The organism is Puribacter membranae (assembly GCF_055380425.1).
Window position 1 is genome coordinate 1,069,414 of record NZ_AP040167.1, and the last position, 16,459, is coordinate 1,085,872.

Annotated in this window: 18 protein-coding genes; 8 read left to right on the top strand and 10 right to left on the bottom strand. The window is 52.6% G+C overall.

Going from position 1 to position 16,459, the window contains the following annotated elements; translation table 11 throughout:
- From ACZ41M_RS05260 to ACZ41M_RS05275, 4 genes are read left to right on the top strand one after another with little or no spacing between them, the layout of a single operon-like run.
- Nucleotides 1-594, top strand: a complete 594-nt coding sequence (locus ACZ41M_RS05260; protein WP_464729968.1) for an anthranilate synthase component II — start codon at nucleotides 1-3, stop codon at nucleotides 592-594.
- A gap of 18 nt (nucleotides 595-612) precedes the next feature.
- Complete coding sequence (trpD, locus tag ACZ41M_RS05265; RefSeq protein ID WP_464729967.1) at nucleotides 613-1,662, top strand: anthranilate phosphoribosyltransferase; 1,050 nt, start codon at nucleotides 613-615, stop codon at nucleotides 1,660-1,662.
- The gene (trpC, locus tag ACZ41M_RS05270; RefSeq protein ID WP_464729966.1) at nucleotides 1,659-2,456 is read left to right on the top strand and encodes an indole-3-glycerol phosphate synthase TrpC; all 798 of its coding nucleotides are present in this window, start codon (nucleotides 1,659-1,661) and stop codon (nucleotides 2,454-2,456) included. Before trpD ends, trpC begins: the two co-directional genes overlap by 4 nt.
- A 50-nt stretch (nucleotides 2,457-2,506) precedes the next feature.
- On the top strand, nucleotides 2,507-3,157 hold the full coding sequence (locus tag ACZ41M_RS05275) for a CYTH domain-containing protein (protein WP_464729965.1): 651 nt from the start codon (nucleotides 2,507-2,509) through the stop codon (nucleotides 3,155-3,157).
- Between the two features lie 78 nt (nucleotides 3,158-3,235).
- Here ACZ41M_RS05275 and pfkA read toward each other — a convergent pair whose 3' ends face one another.
- Entirely contained in the window at nucleotides 3,236-4,225 is a 990-nt protein-coding gene (gene pfkA / locus ACZ41M_RS05280; protein ID WP_464729964.1) for a 6-phosphofructokinase, read from the bottom strand.
- Nucleotides 4,226-4,433: 208 nt separating this feature from the next.
- On the opposite strand from pfkA, the gene ACZ41M_RS05285 reads away from it, so the two are divergent.
- A complete protein-coding gene (locus tag ACZ41M_RS05285; protein WP_464729963.1) occupies nucleotides 4,434-5,405 on the top strand; it encodes an HpcH/HpaI aldolase/citrate lyase family protein in 972 nt (323 codons plus the stop codon).
- Between the two features lie 2 nt (nucleotides 5,406-5,407).
- Nucleotides 5,408-6,676 (top strand): MFS transporter, encoded by a 1,269-nt coding sequence (locus ACZ41M_RS05290; RefSeq protein WP_464729962.1) that lies wholly within the window; start codon nucleotides 5,408-5,410, stop codon nucleotides 6,674-6,676.
- 26 nt (nucleotides 6,677-6,702) lie between these two features.
- On the opposite strand, the gene ispD is transcribed toward ACZ41M_RS05290, so the two are convergent.
- The gene (ispD, locus tag ACZ41M_RS05295) at nucleotides 6,703-7,521 is read right to left on the bottom strand and encodes a 2-C-methyl-D-erythritol 4-phosphate cytidylyltransferase (RefSeq protein ID WP_464729961.1); all 819 of its coding nucleotides are present in this window, start codon (nucleotides 7,519-7,521) and stop codon (nucleotides 6,703-6,705) included.
- Nucleotides 7,522-7,766: 245 nt separating this feature from the next.
- Between ispD and ACZ41M_RS05300 the strand changes: the two genes are divergently transcribed.
- Nucleotides 7,767-8,285, top strand: coding sequence for a DUF4442 domain-containing protein (locus tag ACZ41M_RS05300; protein ID WP_464729960.1), 519 nt, complete (start codon nucleotides 7,767-7,769; stop codon nucleotides 8,283-8,285).
- Between the two features lie 69 nt (nucleotides 8,286-8,354).
- On the opposite strand, the gene ACZ41M_RS05305 is transcribed toward ACZ41M_RS05300, so the two are convergent.
- From ACZ41M_RS05305 to ACZ41M_RS05330, 6 genes are all read right to left on the bottom strand, one after another.
- Nucleotides 8,355-9,065 carry a succinate dehydrogenase iron-sulfur subunit gene (locus ACZ41M_RS05305; RefSeq protein ID WP_464729959.1) on the bottom strand — a complete coding sequence of 237 codons (711 nt, stop codon included), beginning with the start codon at nucleotides 9,063-9,065 and terminating at the stop codon, nucleotides 8,355-8,357.
- Between the two features lie 105 nt (nucleotides 9,066-9,170).
- On the bottom strand, nucleotides 9,171-10,967 hold the full coding sequence (sdhA, locus tag ACZ41M_RS05310; RefSeq protein WP_464729958.1) for a succinate dehydrogenase flavoprotein subunit: 1,797 nt from the start codon (nucleotides 10,965-10,967) through the stop codon (nucleotides 9,171-9,173).
- A 9-nt stretch (nucleotides 10,968-10,976) separates the two neighbouring features.
- Nucleotides 10,977-11,342: a succinate dehydrogenase, hydrophobic membrane anchor protein gene (gene sdhD, locus ACZ41M_RS05315; RefSeq protein WP_464729957.1), complete on the bottom strand. Its 366-nt coding sequence runs from the start codon at nucleotides 11,340-11,342 to the stop codon at nucleotides 10,977-10,979.
- A gap of 15 nt (nucleotides 11,343-11,357) precedes the next feature.
- Entirely contained in the window at nucleotides 11,358-11,765 is a 408-nt protein-coding gene (gene sdhC, locus ACZ41M_RS05320) for a succinate dehydrogenase, cytochrome b556 subunit (protein WP_464729956.1), read from the bottom strand.
- An 85-nt stretch (nucleotides 11,766-11,850) separates the two neighbouring features.
- Nucleotides 11,851-12,036, bottom strand: a complete 186-nt coding sequence (locus tag ACZ41M_RS05325; protein ID WP_464729955.1) for a YgaP family membrane protein — start codon at nucleotides 12,034-12,036, stop codon at nucleotides 11,851-11,853.
- 44 nt (nucleotides 12,037-12,080) lie between these two features.
- Nucleotides 12,081-12,827 (bottom strand): GntR family transcriptional regulator, encoded by a 747-nt coding sequence (locus ACZ41M_RS05330; protein ID WP_464729954.1) that lies wholly within the window; start codon nucleotides 12,825-12,827, stop codon nucleotides 12,081-12,083.
- 523 nt (nucleotides 12,828-13,350) lie between these two features.
- Here ACZ41M_RS05330 and ACZ41M_RS05335 point away from each other — a divergent pair.
- Entirely contained in the window at nucleotides 13,351-14,334 is a 984-nt protein-coding gene (locus tag ACZ41M_RS05335; protein WP_464729953.1) for a malate dehydrogenase, read from the top strand.
- 61 nt (nucleotides 14,335-14,395) lie between these two features.
- Here the strand turns inward: ACZ41M_RS05335 and ACZ41M_RS05340 are convergent, their stop codons facing one another.
- Both ACZ41M_RS05340 and ACZ41M_RS05345 read right to left on the bottom strand, forming a co-directional pair.
- Nucleotides 14,396-15,034: an NAD(P)H-dependent oxidoreductase gene (locus ACZ41M_RS05340; protein ID WP_464729952.1), complete on the bottom strand. Its 639-nt coding sequence runs from the start codon at nucleotides 15,032-15,034 to the stop codon at nucleotides 14,396-14,398.
- A 174-nt stretch (nucleotides 15,035-15,208) separates the two neighbouring features.
- On the bottom strand, nucleotides 15,209-16,459 hold the full coding sequence (locus tag ACZ41M_RS05345) for a D-amino acid dehydrogenase (RefSeq protein ID WP_464729951.1): 1,251 nt from the start codon (nucleotides 16,457-16,459) through the stop codon (nucleotides 15,209-15,211).

The window sequence follows — 16,459 nt, forward strand, 5'->3', positions numbered from 1 at the left end:
ATGCAACCCCATGTTTTCATGATCGACAACTACGACTCATTCACCTTTAACCTCGTGCAATATTTCGGCGAACTCGGCGCCACCGTTACGGTCAAGCGCAACGATGAAATCAGCTTGGCCGACATCGAAGCCGCACAGCCAACGCATCTGTGCCTCTCGCCCGGACCGTGTACACCGACTGAAGCCGGTATCTGTTTGGACGCATTGGCGCATTTCAAAGGCAAACTGCCCATCCTCGGCGTATGTCTGGGTCACCAATCCATCGGCCAAGCCTTCGGTGGCAAAATCGTCCGCGCACGCGCGCCGATGCACGGCAAAGTGGACACTTTGTACCACAACGACACGGGCGTGTTCACAGGACTGCCCAACCCGTTCCAAGTCACACGCTATCATTCCTTGGTGATTGAGCGCGACAGCTTGCCCGATTGTCTGAGCGTCACCGCTTGGGCAGGTGGCGATGCGCACAGTGGTGAAATCATGGGCGTGCGTCACAACACCTTCAATATCGAAGGCGTGCAATTTCACCCCGAATCCATCATGAGCGAACACGGCCACGCGCTGTTGCAGCACTTTCTGAATCAAACCCACGGCTAATCCAACGTTGAAAACATTATGAATACCCATCAAATCATCGAAAGTCTATTATCCGGCAAAGACCTACCTACGCCCATCATGCGCGATTTTGTCACGCAAATGATGAGCGGCAGCGCCTCGCCCGTCTCCGCCGCCGCCATTCTCATCGCTCTGCGCTCCAAAGGCGAAGCGATCGACGAGCTGGTCGCCGCCGCCGAAGTGATGCGCGATTTTTCCAACAAAGTCCATATGCCCGCCCATCTGCATGACCTACCACTGCTGGATATCGTCGGTACGGGCGGCGACGGCACATCGACGTTCAACATTTCCACCACCAGCCTATTCGTCATCGCCGCCGCCGGTGGTCGCGTGGCCAAGCACGGCAATCGCAGCGTATCGAGTAAATCCGGCTCCGCTGACGCAATCGAAGCACTCGGTGGCAATTTAAACCTAAGCTCCGAGCAAGTCGCCCAATGCATCGAGCAAACCGGTGTCGGCTTTATGTTCGCACCGAATCACCACCCAGCGATGCGCCACATCAGCCCGATTCGCCGCGAGCTGGGCGTACGCACCCTATTCAATATGATCGGCCCACTGTCCAATCCGGCCAACGCGCCGTACACATTAATGGGCGTATACAGCCGCGAGCTGCTGCCGGTGATGGCAAACGCGATGAAACAACTCGGAGCCAAACGCGTGCTGGTGGTCCATTCGGACGACGGTATGGACGAAGTCTCCGTTTTCAGTCCGACGCATGTGTGCGAGCTGAACAATGGTGAAATCCGCGAATATACGCTGCATGCCGAAGACTTTGGTCTGAAACACGACCATCTGGACGCCATTCGTGTGAACAATCCCGAAGAATCCATCGAAATGCTGAAAAACGCGTTGGGCAACCACGCAGGCGCGGCGCGCGACATGGTGATTTTCAACTCCGGCGTCGCGCTGTACACGCTCGGCATGGTCAATGACATCGCAGCAGGCATCGAAAAAGCGCGCGAAGTGATCGCCTCTGGCGCAGCATTGCGTAAAATGAACGAATACGTCGAATGCACACAACAATTTAAAACCGAGGACAGCCCCGTATGAGCGACATCCTGAATAAAATCATCGCCACCAAATATGAGGAAATCGCCCTCGCCCGCACACAGACCAGCGACGAGCGCATGGCCGAACTGGCGCAGGCAGCGGTGAAAAACAATCCCGCGCGTGATTTTGCCGGCGCGATTGCCTCGCGTGTCGCGGCCAAGCAATCCGCCGTGATCGCCGAAATCAAAAAAGCCTCACCGAGCAAAGGCATTTTGCGCGACGAGTTTTTACCCGCACAAATCGCCCGCGAATACGAGTCAGCGGGTGCGGCGTGCTTGTCCGTGTTGACCGACGAGTCCTATTTTCAAGGACACGCGGATTACCTCAAGGCCGCACGCGCCGCCTGCACGCTACCGGTTTTGCGCAAAGACTTCATGGTGAGCAGCTACCAAGTCAACCAAGCCCGCGCATGGGGCGCGGATGCGATTTTGTTGATCGCCGCCGCATTGGATGTCGGGCAAATGCAAACCTTAGAACAACAAGCGCATGACTTGGGCATGGCGGTTTTGGTCGAGGTTCACAATGCCGAAGAACTCCACGCCGCACTGCAATTAGAAACGCCACTGCTCGGCATCAACAACCGCAATTTGCGCACCTTTGACGTGTCGTTGCAAAATACCTACGACCTACTCGCCGAGATTCCACAGGACAAAATCGTCGTCACCGAGTCGGGCATCGCCACGCGTGAGGATGTGGCGCAGATGCATGCGCACGAGGTGTATGCGTTTTTGGTTGGTGAGGCCTTCATGCGTCAGCCACATGCAGGCGATGCGCTGCAACAATTGTTTTTTTGAACAGTCATTTTATGAATTAAGGGTGCAATCATGCGCCCCTACGGATAAACATGGACACCAAACCCGCCATCGAACACGAAATTGCGCTGAGCCTCGGCGAAACCTGTGCCAACCAAGCCTTCGCGTGGCTGAGCCAACTGCCGCACTGCACTTACCAACGCACCACGCAATTGCTCAACGTGTACTTCGATACACCCGAACAAAACCTGCTCAAGGCCAAAGCCGCACTGCGCCTGCGCTTTGACACCGAGGCACAATGCTGGATTCAAACGCTGAAAACCGCCGGTCGCACCGAGCAAGGTTTCTCCGTCCGCCACGAGTGGGAAGTCAAACTGCCGTTGGACAATGCCGATGCGAGCGTTACGCCGAATTGGCGTTTCGACCTATTTGCAGCCGATGCACAGGCGTATTTGCATGAGATTGCCGATGCGCTGCATCCCGTGTTTCACACCGATTTTCAGCGTGATATTTTTGATTACCAATTAGGTGGCAATCATTTTGAATTCGCACTGGATCGCGGCGAAGTTCGGCTCGCTGATGAGCGCAACAGCGCCACCCGCTTGATCAAAGATATGGAAATTGAATTCATTCAGGGCGATTTAGACGCCATGCAAGCGCTGGCCGAACGCGCGCAAACCGCGCTCAACGCGACACCACAAACATTGAGCAAGGCAGCGCGTGGTTATACACTCATGTTGTAAAAAGCCTCATAAATTGGACACTGATAAAAAAACGCACCACTTCGGGTGCGTTTTTTACCATCATCGAGCACGAACGAATTACCGAACTGCGAGAATATCGGAAACGCGAATCAATTCCGGATCCAAGGTATGCGATTTTTTGATCGCATCGGTCAGTGAAGTATAAGCCACTTGATCACCCAAAATACCGGCCATCACACCGGTTTTACCGGCCAGCAGACCTTCGACCGCTGCCACGCCCAAACGGCTGGCCAATACACGGTCGGCGCAGGTCGGCGAGCCACCCCGTTGCAAATGTCCCAAAATCGTCACGCGCAGATCGTAGTGCGGTGCTTTTTCACGCACTTGCTTGGCGATTTCATGCACGTTGCCCTCTTCGCCGCATTCGGCCACCACCACCATAGAGGCGACTTTACCCGCTTGCGAACCGCGTTCCAAGGATTCAAACAGTTTATCCAAATCGAGGCTTTCCTCAGGAATCAGAATGTCTTGCACCCCGCCGGCGATCCCGCCGTTCAATGCCAAAAAGCCCGCATCGCGCCCCATCACTTCGATCAAAAACAGTCGGTTGTGCGAGGTCGCAGTATCGCGGATTTTATCAATCGCTTCAACCACGGTATTGAGCGCGGTGTCGTAGCCAATCGTGCTGTCCGTGCCAAAAATATCGTTGTCAATCGTGCCCGGCAAACCGATGACCGGCACGCCGAATTCTTTCCAGAACAACTCCGCACCGGTGAACGAGCCGTCACCGCCGATCACCACCAAAGCGTCCAAATTATTTGCTTTGAAATTTTCGTAGGCTTTGACGCGCCCTTCGTATTCGTAGAACTCTCTACAGCGTGCCGAATGCAGCATCGTGCCACCGCGATGGATAATCCCTTTGACATCGCGCGGCCCCAATTCAATCATTTCATTATCGACCAAACCTTTGTAACCTTGTTCAATCCCAACCGAGGTTAAACCGTAGTATGCGGCGGCGCGCACCACCGCGCGGATGGCTGCATTCATACCCGGCGAGTCGCCACCGGAAGTCAGAACCCCAACGCGTTTAATTGAATTTGCTGGCATAATGATGACCTTCTTTTGATGTGGGTTGAAAAATCAATGCACATTTTACTCTAAATACGTGGCAGATTGATGATAAAGCCGCCCCCATTTCCGTAAAAACTTTCTGTTTTTAATGAATTTGTGTGTAATCTTAATTAATTTCAAAATTTTCCACTACAGAAACCGTTATCATTTATGAAACATTACTAAAACCGATCGGAACCAGCCTATGCATCCTGCTCACATTCTATTCTCCGACAGCACTGCGCCACGCCGTTTATCCCCCGTTGAGCATTACGCAGGCAATGAGCGTTTCATCGAAAAAGCCTTGGCCAAGCAGCTTGAATTGGGCGGCCTGATTGACGTCACGCTGGATTTGGAAGATGGCGCAAGTGTCGGCTCTGAATCCGTGCAAACACGATTATTCGGTGACATATTGGCCAGCGAACGCAATCGTTTCGGACGCATTGGCGTGCGTGTACATGACCCTGAACACGCGCATTTTCAAGCGGATATCGAGCAAGTATTGCAATCGGGCAAACGCGCGCCCGCCTACTGGATGGTGCCGAAAATCACCGGATTGGCGCAGGCGCAGCGTGCCATCGCCATCATCAGTGCCGTACATCAGCAGCACGCTATCCCAATGGCACCCATTCACATGCTGATCGAAACGCACGGTGCGCTGCACGATGTATACGACATCGCCGCATTGCCTGAAGTGGAAAGTTTATCGTTCGGCCTGATGGATTTCGTGTCTGCACACCACGGCAGCATTCCCGCCAACGCCATGACCAGCCCGGGACAGTTTGATCATCCGATGGTGGCGTATGCCAAACTCGCCATCAGCCGTGCCTGCGCCGCCCATGGCAAAGTGGCCAACCACAATGTCACCACCGATTACAAAACCACCGGAGCCGCCTTTGCCGATGCGCGCCGCGCGCGGGATGAGTTTGGCTATTTGCGCATGTGGAGCATTCACCCGAATCAGATTGACGAAATTTTAAACGCCTTTGCACCCGACTCGGATGAGCTGGCGTTTGCCGCGCAGCTATTGCTGGCCGCGCACTCGGCCCATTGGGGACCGATTGCGTTTGAACACAAGCTACACGATCGCGCCAGTTTTCGTCATTATTGGTTGGTGTTGCAACGCGCACACCAATGCGGCAAACCCATCCCCGCTTCCGTTCAACACTGGTTCTGATCATGCCCTCTGCCACGCCTGTCCGTGATATTCGTTCGTTGCTCACGCGCCCGTTTCTCTCGCTATTGACCTATCGGCTCGGCGTGGTATTGTGCTATCAAATCACCAGCGTGGTGGTCGGCTGGCAAATCTATCAAATCACCGGCAGCGAACTCGCCCTCGGCCTGATCGGTCTGGCTGAGGTCATCCCGTATTTTACCAGCGCGCTGTTTGCAGGCTATGCAGTCGATCATTATTCGCGCCGCTTTCTCGGTAGCTTGGCGTGCATTTTGCTGGCGGTCATGTCGTTCACACTGTGGTGGGTTTCATCTGATTTCGGCGTAGCGTGGATCACGCAGTACGGCGCATGGCCGATTTATGCCGCGATTGCCTTGTCTGGCTTTGCCCGTGCGTTTTTAAGCCCCGTTTACAATACCTTGCTGGTCAGATTGTTTGAGCGCGAAGACTACGCACGCGCCACCGGCATCGGCTCGAGCGTGTTTCAGTTTGCACAAATCGTCGGCCCCGCCATTGGCGGCGGTTTGCTCGCGGTGGGTCACCTGACATGGGCGTATGGCGCCACGCTGATGTGCGCAACGGCGGCGTTGATCGGTTTGCTTGGCGTACCCAAGCACGCGACAGATGCGCCGAATGCACAGAGCAAACAAAGCGTCGCCTTAATTTTCTCAGGTATTGCACAAGGTTTGCGTTTTGTTTTTTCGCATCCCATTTTATTGGCCGCGCTGGCTTTGGACATGTTCGCCGTGCTGTTCGGCGGCGCAATGGCTTTGCTCCCTGCTTTTGTCAAAAATGTGTTGCACAGCGGGCCGGAAACGCTCGGTCTGCTGCGTGCCGCACCCGCCTGCGGTGCGATTTTAATGGGCTTGTATTTGGCACGCCATCCGATCAATCGCAACGCGGGGCGGATTCTGCTCTCCGCCGTCGCGGGATTTGGCGTAGCGATGATTGTCTTTGCACTGTCAAAATCTCTGTGGCTCTCGGTCGGTGCGCTGTTCACCTCGGGCGTGTTTGACAGCGTGTCGGTGGTACTGCGCTCAACGATTTTGCAATTGACCACGCCCGATGAAATGCGCGGGCGTGTCTCGGCGATCAATGGAATTTTTATCGGTTCATCGAATGAGTTGGGTGCATTCGAGTCGGGTGTCGCCGCGCGTTTCATGGGATTGGTGCCATCGGTGGTGTTTGGCGGCGTGATGACCTTGCTCATCGTCGCCGTCGTCGCGCGGGCTGTACCGCGTTTGCGGCGATTGCATATTCATGAGTTGGTTTAGTTGAACGAACAATCAACAATACACAGTTACTCTTTCCCTAAATAGAACGCGGCCAACTCAAAATCCTGAGAATAAGTCACTTTCAAATTCCGCGCATCGCCCCGCACCAGCAGGGGCGCATAACCCGCCCACTCCATTACGCTGGCTTCATCTGTAATCGTTTTGGCCACCTCAGGGTCGGTCAAAGCATCACACAGCGCATTGTACAAACGACTGACTGTGAACATTTGCGGCGTTTGCGCCGCCCACAAGCTACTGCGATCAATGGTTTTTTTGATGTGCGCACCATCCGCCGTCTGCTTGATGGTATCGGTCACAGGCAGTGCGAGTATGCCACCGAGATTACGCCACTCATCCGCCTCAGAAGAAACCGCCGCGATCTGCCCTGCCTGCGTCCACACCGCATCACGTAATTGCACGATCTGCTCGACACGCACACACGGACGCGCTGCATCATGCACCATCACCCATGCCTCTGATGCCTCGTTCGAATTCGCGTTCAAAACCGCATCTAACAGCGCGTCCAACTCGGCCAAACCATTGCGCACCGATTCGGCACGACTCTCACCTCCGACGGACAAAATCACCACCCGATCCGACCAAGCTCGTTCGGCGATCAAAGGCGCAATGCTGTCGGCGAACCAACCATCATTGGGCGAAATCACCACGTACACGCGCGCCAACTCAGGGCAATCGGCAAAGGCCTTGATCGTGTGCCACAGCATTGGCTGCTCATGGATCAATTGATACTGTTTGGGCAAATCACCGCCCGCACGCGCACCAACACCGGCGGCACAGATCAGGGCATAAATGGGGAATTGAGTGGGTAATAAAGAAGTATTCATGAACAGATTGTAAAACATCGTTTATCAAAAAGCCAAACAAGTCTTTGAACAAAAAACCAAAGACCACCCAAAAACTCACAAAAAACATCAAATGAATCGAAAATTCATTAAATCGCCGCATAAATCCGTTTATTTCATCCATCTGTTTCGGTAAAATACAAACGAATGTATGTAGCACGCCATTCAAAACTCGGCGCACACAAACCACATACCCCAATATCCAAAACACACACAGCAGAGGAAACATGAATCACACTAACCACGCAGACCGCCCGACCACAAACCGCCTGATGGGTTTGGTCAACAAAACCAACTCCCTGCCCAATGGCATCAAAACTTTTGTATTGTCCAAAATGCTCGGGCGCGTCGTCCCCATGGTCGGTAGTGCAGGCATCCGCTACGAAGAAGTCACACAAAATCGCGTCATTTGCACCCTACGTAATCGCCGCCCGATGCAAAACCACATCAAAGGTCTGCACGCCGCGGCAATGGCATTGCTGGCGGAAACCGCAACGGGCTTCGTTGTCGGTGTCAACATCCCCGACGACAAAATTCTGCTGATTAAATCCCTGCATGTGGACTACAAAAAAGTCGCCAAAGGCGACCTCAAAGCCGTCGCCACTCTGACAGAAGAGCAGCGCCAACAAATCCTCACCGAGCCAAAAGGCGAAGTGCTGGTCGCCTGTACCGTGACCGACAGCTCGGGCGAAGAACCGATTCAAGTGCAAATGCTGTGGGCGTGGATTCCGAAGAATCGAGGCTAAAAACCACCAGGCACGAGTAAAAACAAAGGCGAACCGAAGTTCGCCTTTGTTTCGTGCCACATCAACCGCTTAGATCGCGCGGCGCACCAGCATTTCTTTGATTTTGCCGATGGCTTTGGTCGGATTCAACTCTTTCGGACATACGTCCACGCAGTTCATAATGGTATGACAGCGGAACAGACGGTATGGGTCGTCCAAGTTGTCCAAGCGCGCTGAAGTCGCTTCGTCACGGGTATCGGCGATGAAGCGATATGCGGCGAGCAAACCTGCCGGACCGACGAACTTGTCGGGATTCCACCAGAACGATGGGCAAGAGGTTGAGCAGCAAGCGCACAAGATACATTCGTACAGGCCGTTCAATTCTTCACGTTGTTCCGGTGATTGCAGACGCTCTTTTTCAGGCGCTGGCGATTCGTTGATCAAGTATGGTTTGATCGAGTGGTATTGGTTGAAGAAGTCGGTCATATCCACGATCAAATCGCGTACCACCGGCAAGCCCGGCAATGGGCGCAGAACGATGGTTTCCGGCAAATCGTTCAGGTTGGTCAAGCAGGCCAAGCCGTTTTTACCATTGATATTCATCGCATCCGAGCCACACACGCCTTCGCGGCATGAACGGCGGAATGAAATGGTTTCATCTTCTTTTTTCAAACGTACCAAAGCGTCGAGCAACATGCGATCCGAATCTTCTAACTCAACCTTAATGGTTTGCATATACGGCTTGGCATCTTTGTCCGGGTCGTAGCGATAAATTTGAAACGTGCGAGTTCCTTTACTCATTTTCGTATCCTTTTCAAAATGCGCTGTTCTCTTCAATCCAACGCATCTTTGTCTGTTTTCTGTTTGACACTCGCCCAAAGCAGGTTTGTACTTTGGGCGAAACCCTTAGAATGTACGCGGTTTTGGTGGCACAGTGTCCACAGTCAACGGCTTCATGTTCACTGGTTTGTACGCCAGACGGTTGCCTTCTTTGTACCACAAGGTGTGTTTCATCCATTCTTTGTCATTACGGCCCAATGGATGCTCCGGATCATTTTCAGGACGCTCGTAATCAAGTACGCTGTGCGCGCCACGGCATTCGTGACGAGCCGCCGCCGAGATCATGGTGGCTTTAGCCACTTCAATCAAGTTGTCCACTTCCAATGCTTCGACCAATGCGGTGTTGAATACTTGCGATTTGTCGCGCAAATGGATGTGTTTGACTTGCTCTTCGATCTCCAGAATTGAGGTCACGCCTTTGTCCATGATTTCTTGGGTACGGAACACCGCCGCGTGTTTTTGCATGCTGGCACGGATGTTGTTCGCCACGTCTTGTGCGTATTCGCCGGTGGTTGAATTTTTCAGACGTGCCAAGCGCGCTTCGGTCATTTCCGAGGCATTTTGCGGCAAGTCTTTGTGATTCAACGCGGATTTTTTCACTGCGTCCACAATGTGGTTACCCGCTGAACGACCGAATACCACGAGGTCGAGCAAGGAGTTGGTACCCAAACGGTTCGCGCCGTGTACGGATACGCATGAGCATTCGCCGACTGCGTACAGGCCATTAACCACTTTATTGCTGCCGTCTGCATCCGGCACAACGACTTGACCGTAGATATTGGTCGGGATACCGCCCATTTGGTAGTGAATGGTTGGCACAACCGGAATCGGTTCTTTGGTCGCGTCCACATTGGCGAATTTTTTCGCAATTTCAAAAATGGATGGCAGACGTTTCATAATGGTTTCTTTACCAATATGGGTCACGTCAAGCAGTACGTGGTCTTTGTTCGGACCCACGCCACGGCCTTCTTTAATCTCTTGATCCATAGAGCGCGATACGAAGTCACGCGGCGCCAAGTCTTTCAGCGTCGGCGCATAGCGCTCCATAAAGCGCTCGCCGTTGGCATTGCGCAAAATACCGCCTTCACCACGCACGCCTTCGGTAATCAATACGCCTGCGCCCGCCACGCCGGTCGGGTGGAATTGCCAGAACTCCATGTCTTGCAACGGAATGCCTGCGCGCGCTGCCATGCCGAGACCGTCGCCCGTATTGATGAACGCATTGGTTGATGCAGCGAAAATACGGCCTGCACCACCGGTGGCGAACAAGGTGACTTTCGCTTGCAAATTCATCACGTCACCGGTTTCCATTTCGAGCGCAGTCACGCCGAGTACGTCGCCGTCCTGATCACGGATCAAGTCCAACGCCATCCATTCGACAAAGAATTGGGTGTGCGCACGCACGTTGCGTTGATACAGGGTGTGCAACAGCGCGTGACCGGTACGGTCTGCTGCCGCGCAAGCGCGTGGTACGGGTTTTTCACCATAGTTCGCGGAGTGACCGCCAAACGGACGTTGATAAATCGTGCCATCTGGGTTACGGTCAAATGGCATACCGAAATGTTCGAGCTCGTACACGTTGTTGGCCGCTTGACGGCACATAAACTCAATCGCGTCTTGATCACCCAACCAGTCAGAACCTTTGACCGTGTCGTAAAAGTGGTAGTGCCAGTTGTCTTCGGCCATATTGCCCAAAGATGCACCGATACCGCCCTGAGCCGCGACGGTGTGTGAGCGCGTTGGGAATACTTTGCTCAAAACCGCAACGGACAAACCTGCTTCGGATAATTGGAGCGCGGCACGCAAACCGGAGCCACCTGCACCGACCACCACCACATCATATTTTTTTGTTAAAAGTGCCATTGTTATTCCTTAAATCGCCAATACCGCGGCCAAGCTGTATACCACACAGCCCACCAACCATAAAATTGTGAACAGATGCAAAGCCAAACGCTGTGCCGGACATTTGATGTAATCCATCCAGATGTCGCGTACACCGATCCACGCGTGGTAAGCCACGGCAAAGATGGTGAACAGGGTCAGGGTTTTCATCACTGCGCCACTCATAAAGGCATTCCAACCGGCAAATGACATATCCGATGCGACCACAAAGCGCACCAGCATAGCCAATACCCAGATCAGGATGATGACGCCGGTGACGCGTTGCACCAGCCAGTCCTTCCAGCCATAGTGCGCACCGGTGGTAATGCGAGCCGTACCTGCTTTAATATTTTTCATGATGACTCCCGTGGCTTAAATAAACATTTTGACGGCAACAATGGCAGTCAAAAGCAAACTGACGGCAAACACGACGATGGCCGTTTGATGCCCACCTTCTTTAGACACTTTGTAGTGTGTGTCCAGCAATAGATAGCGCACACCGGCAACCGCGTGGTGCATAATCGCCCAAACCAGCCCCAAAGCGATCAATTTCACCAACGGGTTACTCAAGACGCTCACAGCGCTCGCAAATTTATCCGCCGTGGTGAACATGGATGCGACCAGTGCCAAAACGAAAGGCAACGCCAAAAACATCGCCAGACCGCTGATACGGTGCAAAATCGAGAGTTTACCTGCCAGCGGTAAACGGTAATTGCGCAAATCGGATACATTGATATTGCGAAACTCCGGACGCTGGGCTTTTTGTGGTGTTTGACCCATAAGAGACCTCGTTAAGTTAAAAGAAAAAGAAAAACGACCAAAAAACAACTGCACTTTAGCGCTTAATTCACGTTCTAACAACGCTTTAAAAACGCTTTGTCGAGCACTGATTCGCATCCACCGCACAGCCGCCAAGGCTACACGCCGGACAAATGCCCAACAAACCTGAAACCAACGGCAACATCCCCAGCCAACCCCAACCCGCTATGGTCTGCGTGGCGGCCAAACCTACCAGAACCGCGCCCAAGACCACGCGTGCAACTCGAAACATCACCGTTTTATTCACTACATGACTCTCTGTCTATCCAATCAAGCTCAAATCAACTCATTGCGATAGTGATAGTGCCGCGTACTGTACCAACCCAAACGCACCTCTACCGGCTGCTCTGCATAGGTATACGACACACGCTCTATATACAACAGCGCAGAATTCGGCTCCACAGCCAAACGTTGCGCCACATCGGCTGAGGCCAAATGTGCGGACAAATGCTCCACGGCACGAATCATGCGCACATTGTATTCCGCCTCGAACCAGCCGTATAAACCACCTTTGTAGTTCACCAGCTTGTCCATCGTAACATCCGGAAAAATTTCCTTCGGCAACCAGATGTATTCAAATACCGCCGGTTCATCGCCAAACGACAACAAACGGCTAATTACCGTCGCCTGCTGATTCGGCTTCATCTGCAAACGCTCACGCACTTCAACGGGCGGAACCGCCGCTTCCACCGCCAAGACGCTGGAATACGTTTTAAACTCTGCATCATCCTTTTTCTGCATCCGCAAAAATCGAAAACGGTTCACAGGCTCCTGATGCGTTGCCACAAAAGTGCCGCGCCCCTGACGACGCACCAACAAATTTTCCGCCGTCAGCTCGTCTATCGCCTTGCGCACCGTGCCTTGGCTCACCTTATAGCGTAAAGCCAAATCCACTTCCGACGGAATCATCTCACCGGCATTCCACTCCCCCTGCTCCAGACTTTGTAACAACAGCGCTTTAATCTGCTGATACAGCGGACTGAAGACAGGTGAACTGTCGGTAACGGCATCTCCATTTGCCATACGATTGTCCTAAATTGGTTTGTTTTGTGTGTTAATAATCGTCACGCAATGTCTCAAATGACTCTTTTTATAAATTTTAATGTTATTCAACGCTTTTATAGCTACTTAGCTACCATGAGCAACCCAACAAACTATGCCCAATTCATACACAATGATCCAAACATTCATCTGCAAATCATTGCTTTAGCAATTGTAGAGCCGAAATACAAAATATCTCAACAATTAAACGACTCAATTATGCCCCAAACATTGATCCATGTCTACGGGTTAATTATCTTATATAAGAGATAAGACCTATTGACCTTTACCACAGACTTCTTTACACTCGCATCAGCGACGTAACAATATTGAACCCAGCGGAACATCAATTTTTCCGAAAAATCGTCCTTACTGCGGTTTATAATGACACAAAGTTTTCGGTTACCTGCCCTTTGTCCGAGAATAACGGTAAAACCTCGGCACAGCGACAGTAAACCAAATTTTTATCAACTGGTTTTATTCACTTCTAAATAAGGATGTCATCATGGCAAAAGCTCCTATGCGTGTTGCAGTGACCGGCGCGGCTGGTCAAATTTGTTATTCATTGTTGTTCCGCATCGCCAACGGCGATATGCTGGGTAAAGACCAACCCGTGATTTTGCAATTGCTTGACATCACCCCTGCATTGCCAGCGGTTCAAGGCGTCGTGATGGAATTAGAAGACTGCGCATTCCCATTATTGGCTGGCGTCGTGATCTCTGATGATCCAAACGTCGCGTTCAAAGACGCCGACGTAGCCGTTTTAGTCGGCGCACGTCCTCGCTCTAAAGGCATGGAACGCAAAGACCTGCTCGAAGCCAACGGCGCAATCTTCACCGTTCAAGGCAAAGCACTGAATGACAACGCCAAACGCGACGTCAAAGTATTGGTAGTCGGCAACCCAGCCAACACCAACGCCTACATCGCCATGAAATCAGCACCGGATCTGCCCGCTGAAAACTTCACCGCCATGTTGCGTCTGGATCACAACCGCGCCCTGAGCCAATTGGCAGCGAAAACCGGCAAATCCATCGACCAAATCGAAAACCTCATCGTTTGGGGCAACCACAGCCCAACCATGTATCCTGACACCCGTTTCGCCACCATCGGCGCGGATAAAGTGGATGCATTGATTAACGATCAAGCATGGACACGCGACACCTTCATCCCAACCGTGGGCAAACGCGGCGCAGCGATCATCGAAGCGCGTGGCTTGTCATCTGCAGCTTCTGCGGCCAACGCAGCGATTGACCACATCCGTGACTGGGTATTGGGCACCAACGGCAAATGGGTGACCATGGGCGTTCCTTCAAAAGGCGACTACGGTATCCCAGAAGGCACCATGTACGGCTTCCCAGTGACCTGCGAAAATGGTAAATACACCATCGTTCAAGGTCTGGAAATCGACGAATTCTCACGCAGCAAAATGGATGCTACTTTGGCAGAACTCGACGAAGAGAAAGCTGGCGTTGCACATCTGTTGGGCTAATTAACCTTACCCAATAAAAATTCCCGCTCAAGGCGGGGATTTTTATTTGCATGGAAAGAATTTATTTCACTTCACTGATGAACTGCGCACGCGGACGGCGTACTTTTTTCAGATTGACCAGCCAATCGTTCTCGGCTTCGCGGTAACCCAGCGGCAAAATCGCCACGCTGCGCAGGCCACGGCTGCGCAAATCCAAAATTTCATCCAGAGCGCTCGGGTCAAAACCCTCCATCGGCGTGCTGTCCACTTCCAATTCCGCCGCTGCCAATAAGGCCGTGCCCAAACCAATATACGCCTGACGCGCTGCGTGTTGGAAATTCACCTCTGCATCGCGCGGCGGATAAATGCCCAGCAGCATTTGGCGGTAGTCTTCCCAACCCTGATTTTTAAAGCCACGCTCATCGTTCACCAGATCAAACATCATGTTGATGCGTTCAACGGTGTAGTTGTCCCACGCGGCAAACACCAGCAAATGCGAGCCTTCGGTAATTTGTGCTTGATTCCATGCGATGGCTTGAATGCGTTCGCGCACTTGCGGATTGGTCACCACAATCACTTCATACGGTTGCAGACCGCTGGAGCTAGCGGTCAAACGAACTGCTTCCAAAATTTGTTCAACTTTATCATCCGATACCGCTTGCTTCGGATCCATTTTTTTGGTGGCGTAACGCCATTGCAGTAAATTCAGTATTGATTTCATATCTTTTTATCTCAATCTTTAACAATAAAAGGGGGTTTAATTCTTGCGTCAGCGTGTTCAAACGCTCAGCATGAGCGAAAAAATGGTGGTTCAGACAAGCCTTGACCATCTGATCGGTTGTCATTATATCGCAGAGTTCTGATTACCACGCGGCGGTGCGCCACGCCGCATCGCTCAGGCAAAACGACTGAAATTAAAATCTGCGCTTTCAATCTCTGGTACACGACCACTCATCAAATCCGCCAAAACCCGTGCGGAGCCACATGCCATGGTCCAGCCCAAAGTGCCATGCCCTGCATTGAGCCACAGCCCCGCAATTGGGCTTGAGCCGAGTACCGGCGCAGAGTCAGGCGTAACAGGACGCAAACCTGTCCAGAAATTCACCGCCGTACTGACGGAACTATTGGGAAATAGATCATTCAGCACCATTTCCAGCGTTTCGCGACGCGTATAGGGCAGATCGCGGTTATAACCGCACAACTCCGCCATTCCCCCGACACGAATTCGATCGCCCAATCGGGTCAGCGCGACTTTGTACGTTTCATCCAAAATGGTTGATTGTGGTGCATTGGCATCATCCAACACCGGCACGGTGATCGAATAACCTTTCACCGGATAAATGGGAATGCGCATCCAGCGTTTGAGCATCAACGGGGTATAAACGCCCAGCGTGCTAACGACCGCATCGGCTCGATGCACCTGCCCAGCGATGCGCACCCCGACCACTGCACCGCCCTCCACCACCAGCTCATCAACCGATTGCTGATAGTGAAATTGAACGCCTTGATCGGCGGCAATCTGCGCCAATTGCGTGGTAAAAGCCTGACAGTCTCCCGTTTCATCGTTCGGCAAACGCATCGCCCCGACGATCGGCACCCGACTGCGCCCCAAGCCCGGCTCAAGCGCACAGACACCCGCGTGATCCAGTATTTCGTGCGGCACTTCCATATCGGCCAGCAGTTTCGCCTCTTTGTGTGCCTGCTCCAATTGCGCCAAAGAGCGAAAAACCTGCATCGTGCCTTGTGTGCGTTGGTCATAGTTCAGGTTCAATTGCGCACGTAAGGATTTCAAAGATACGCGCGAATACTCGGCAATCCGATACAGGCGTTCTTTATTGTGCATGTACACTTTGGGCGAACACTGCTGATACATCTGCCACAGCCAGCGCAACTGCGCTACCGTCCAATCAGGACGAATACGCAATGGCGAATGCTTGGCCAAAAGCCATTTGATCGCCTTTTGCGGAACGCCAGGTGCAGCCCACGGCGTAGCATAGCCGGGGGAGATTTGACCCGCGTTGGCAAAGCTCGTGTCCTGAGCAGCCCCCGAGTGGCGCTCAAATACCGTGACCTCATGCCCTTGCTGTGCCAAATAGTAAGCACTCGTTGTACCCACAACCCCTGCACCCAACACAATTATTTTCAT

Coding starts and splice junctions, on each gene's coding strand:
- ACZ41M_RS05340 (WP_464729952.1), bottom strand. CDS start 15,034: ATGAAATCAATACTGAATTTACTGCAATGGCGTTACGCCACCAAAAAA.
- sdhD (WP_464729957.1), bottom strand. CDS start 11,342: ATGAAAAATATTAAAGCAGGTACGGCTCGCATTACCACCGGTGCGCAC.
- ACZ41M_RS05330 (WP_464729954.1), bottom strand. CDS start 12,827: ATGGCAAATGGAGATGCCGTTACCGACAGTTCACCTGTCTTCAGTCCG.
- sdhA (WP_464729958.1), bottom strand. CDS start 10,967: ATGGCACTTTTAACAAAAAAATATGATGTGGTGGTGGTCGGTGCAGGT.
- ACZ41M_RS05285 (WP_464729963.1), top strand. CDS start 4,434: ATGCATCCTGCTCACATTCTATTCTCCGACAGCACTGCGCCACGCCGT.
- pfkA (WP_464729964.1), bottom strand. CDS start 4,225: ATGCCAGCAAATTCAATTAAACGCGTTGGGGTTCTGACTTCCGGTGGC.
- trpD (WP_464729967.1), top strand. CDS start 613: ATGAATACCCATCAAATCATCGAAAGTCTATTATCCGGCAAAGACCTA.
- ispD (WP_464729961.1), bottom strand. CDS start 7,521: ATGAATACTTCTTTATTACCCACTCAATTCCCCATTTATGCCCTGATC.
- ACZ41M_RS05325 (WP_464729955.1), bottom strand. CDS start 12,036: ATGTTTCGAGTTGCACGCGTGGTCTTGGGCGCGGTTCTGGTAGGTTTG.
- sdhC (WP_464729956.1), bottom strand. CDS start 11,765: ATGGGTCAAACACCACAAAAAGCCCAGCGTCCGGAGTTTCGCAATATC.
- trpC (WP_464729966.1), top strand. CDS start 1,659: ATGAGCGACATCCTGAATAAAATCATCGCCACCAAATATGAGGAAATC.
- ACZ41M_RS05335 (WP_464729953.1), top strand. CDS start 13,351: ATGGCAAAAGCTCCTATGCGTGTTGCAGTGACCGGCGCGGCTGGTCAA.
- ACZ41M_RS05305 (WP_464729959.1), bottom strand. CDS start 9,065: ATGAGTAAAGGAACTCGCACGTTTCAAATTTATCGCTACGACCCGGAC.
- ACZ41M_RS05275 (WP_464729965.1), top strand. CDS start 2,507: ATGGACACCAAACCCGCCATCGAACACGAAATTGCGCTGAGCCTCGGC.
- ACZ41M_RS05290 (WP_464729962.1), top strand. CDS start 5,408: ATGCCCTCTGCCACGCCTGTCCGTGATATTCGTTCGTTGCTCACGCGC.
- ACZ41M_RS05345 (WP_464729951.1), bottom strand. CDS start 16,459: ATGAAAATAATTGTGTTGGGTGCAGGGGTTGTGGGTACAACGAGTGCT.
- ACZ41M_RS05300 (WP_464729960.1), top strand. CDS start 7,767: ATGAATCACACTAACCACGCAGACCGCCCGACCACAAACCGCCTGATG.
- ACZ41M_RS05260 (WP_464729968.1), top strand. CDS start 1: ATGCAACCCCATGTTTTCATGATCGACAACTACGACTCATTCACCTTT.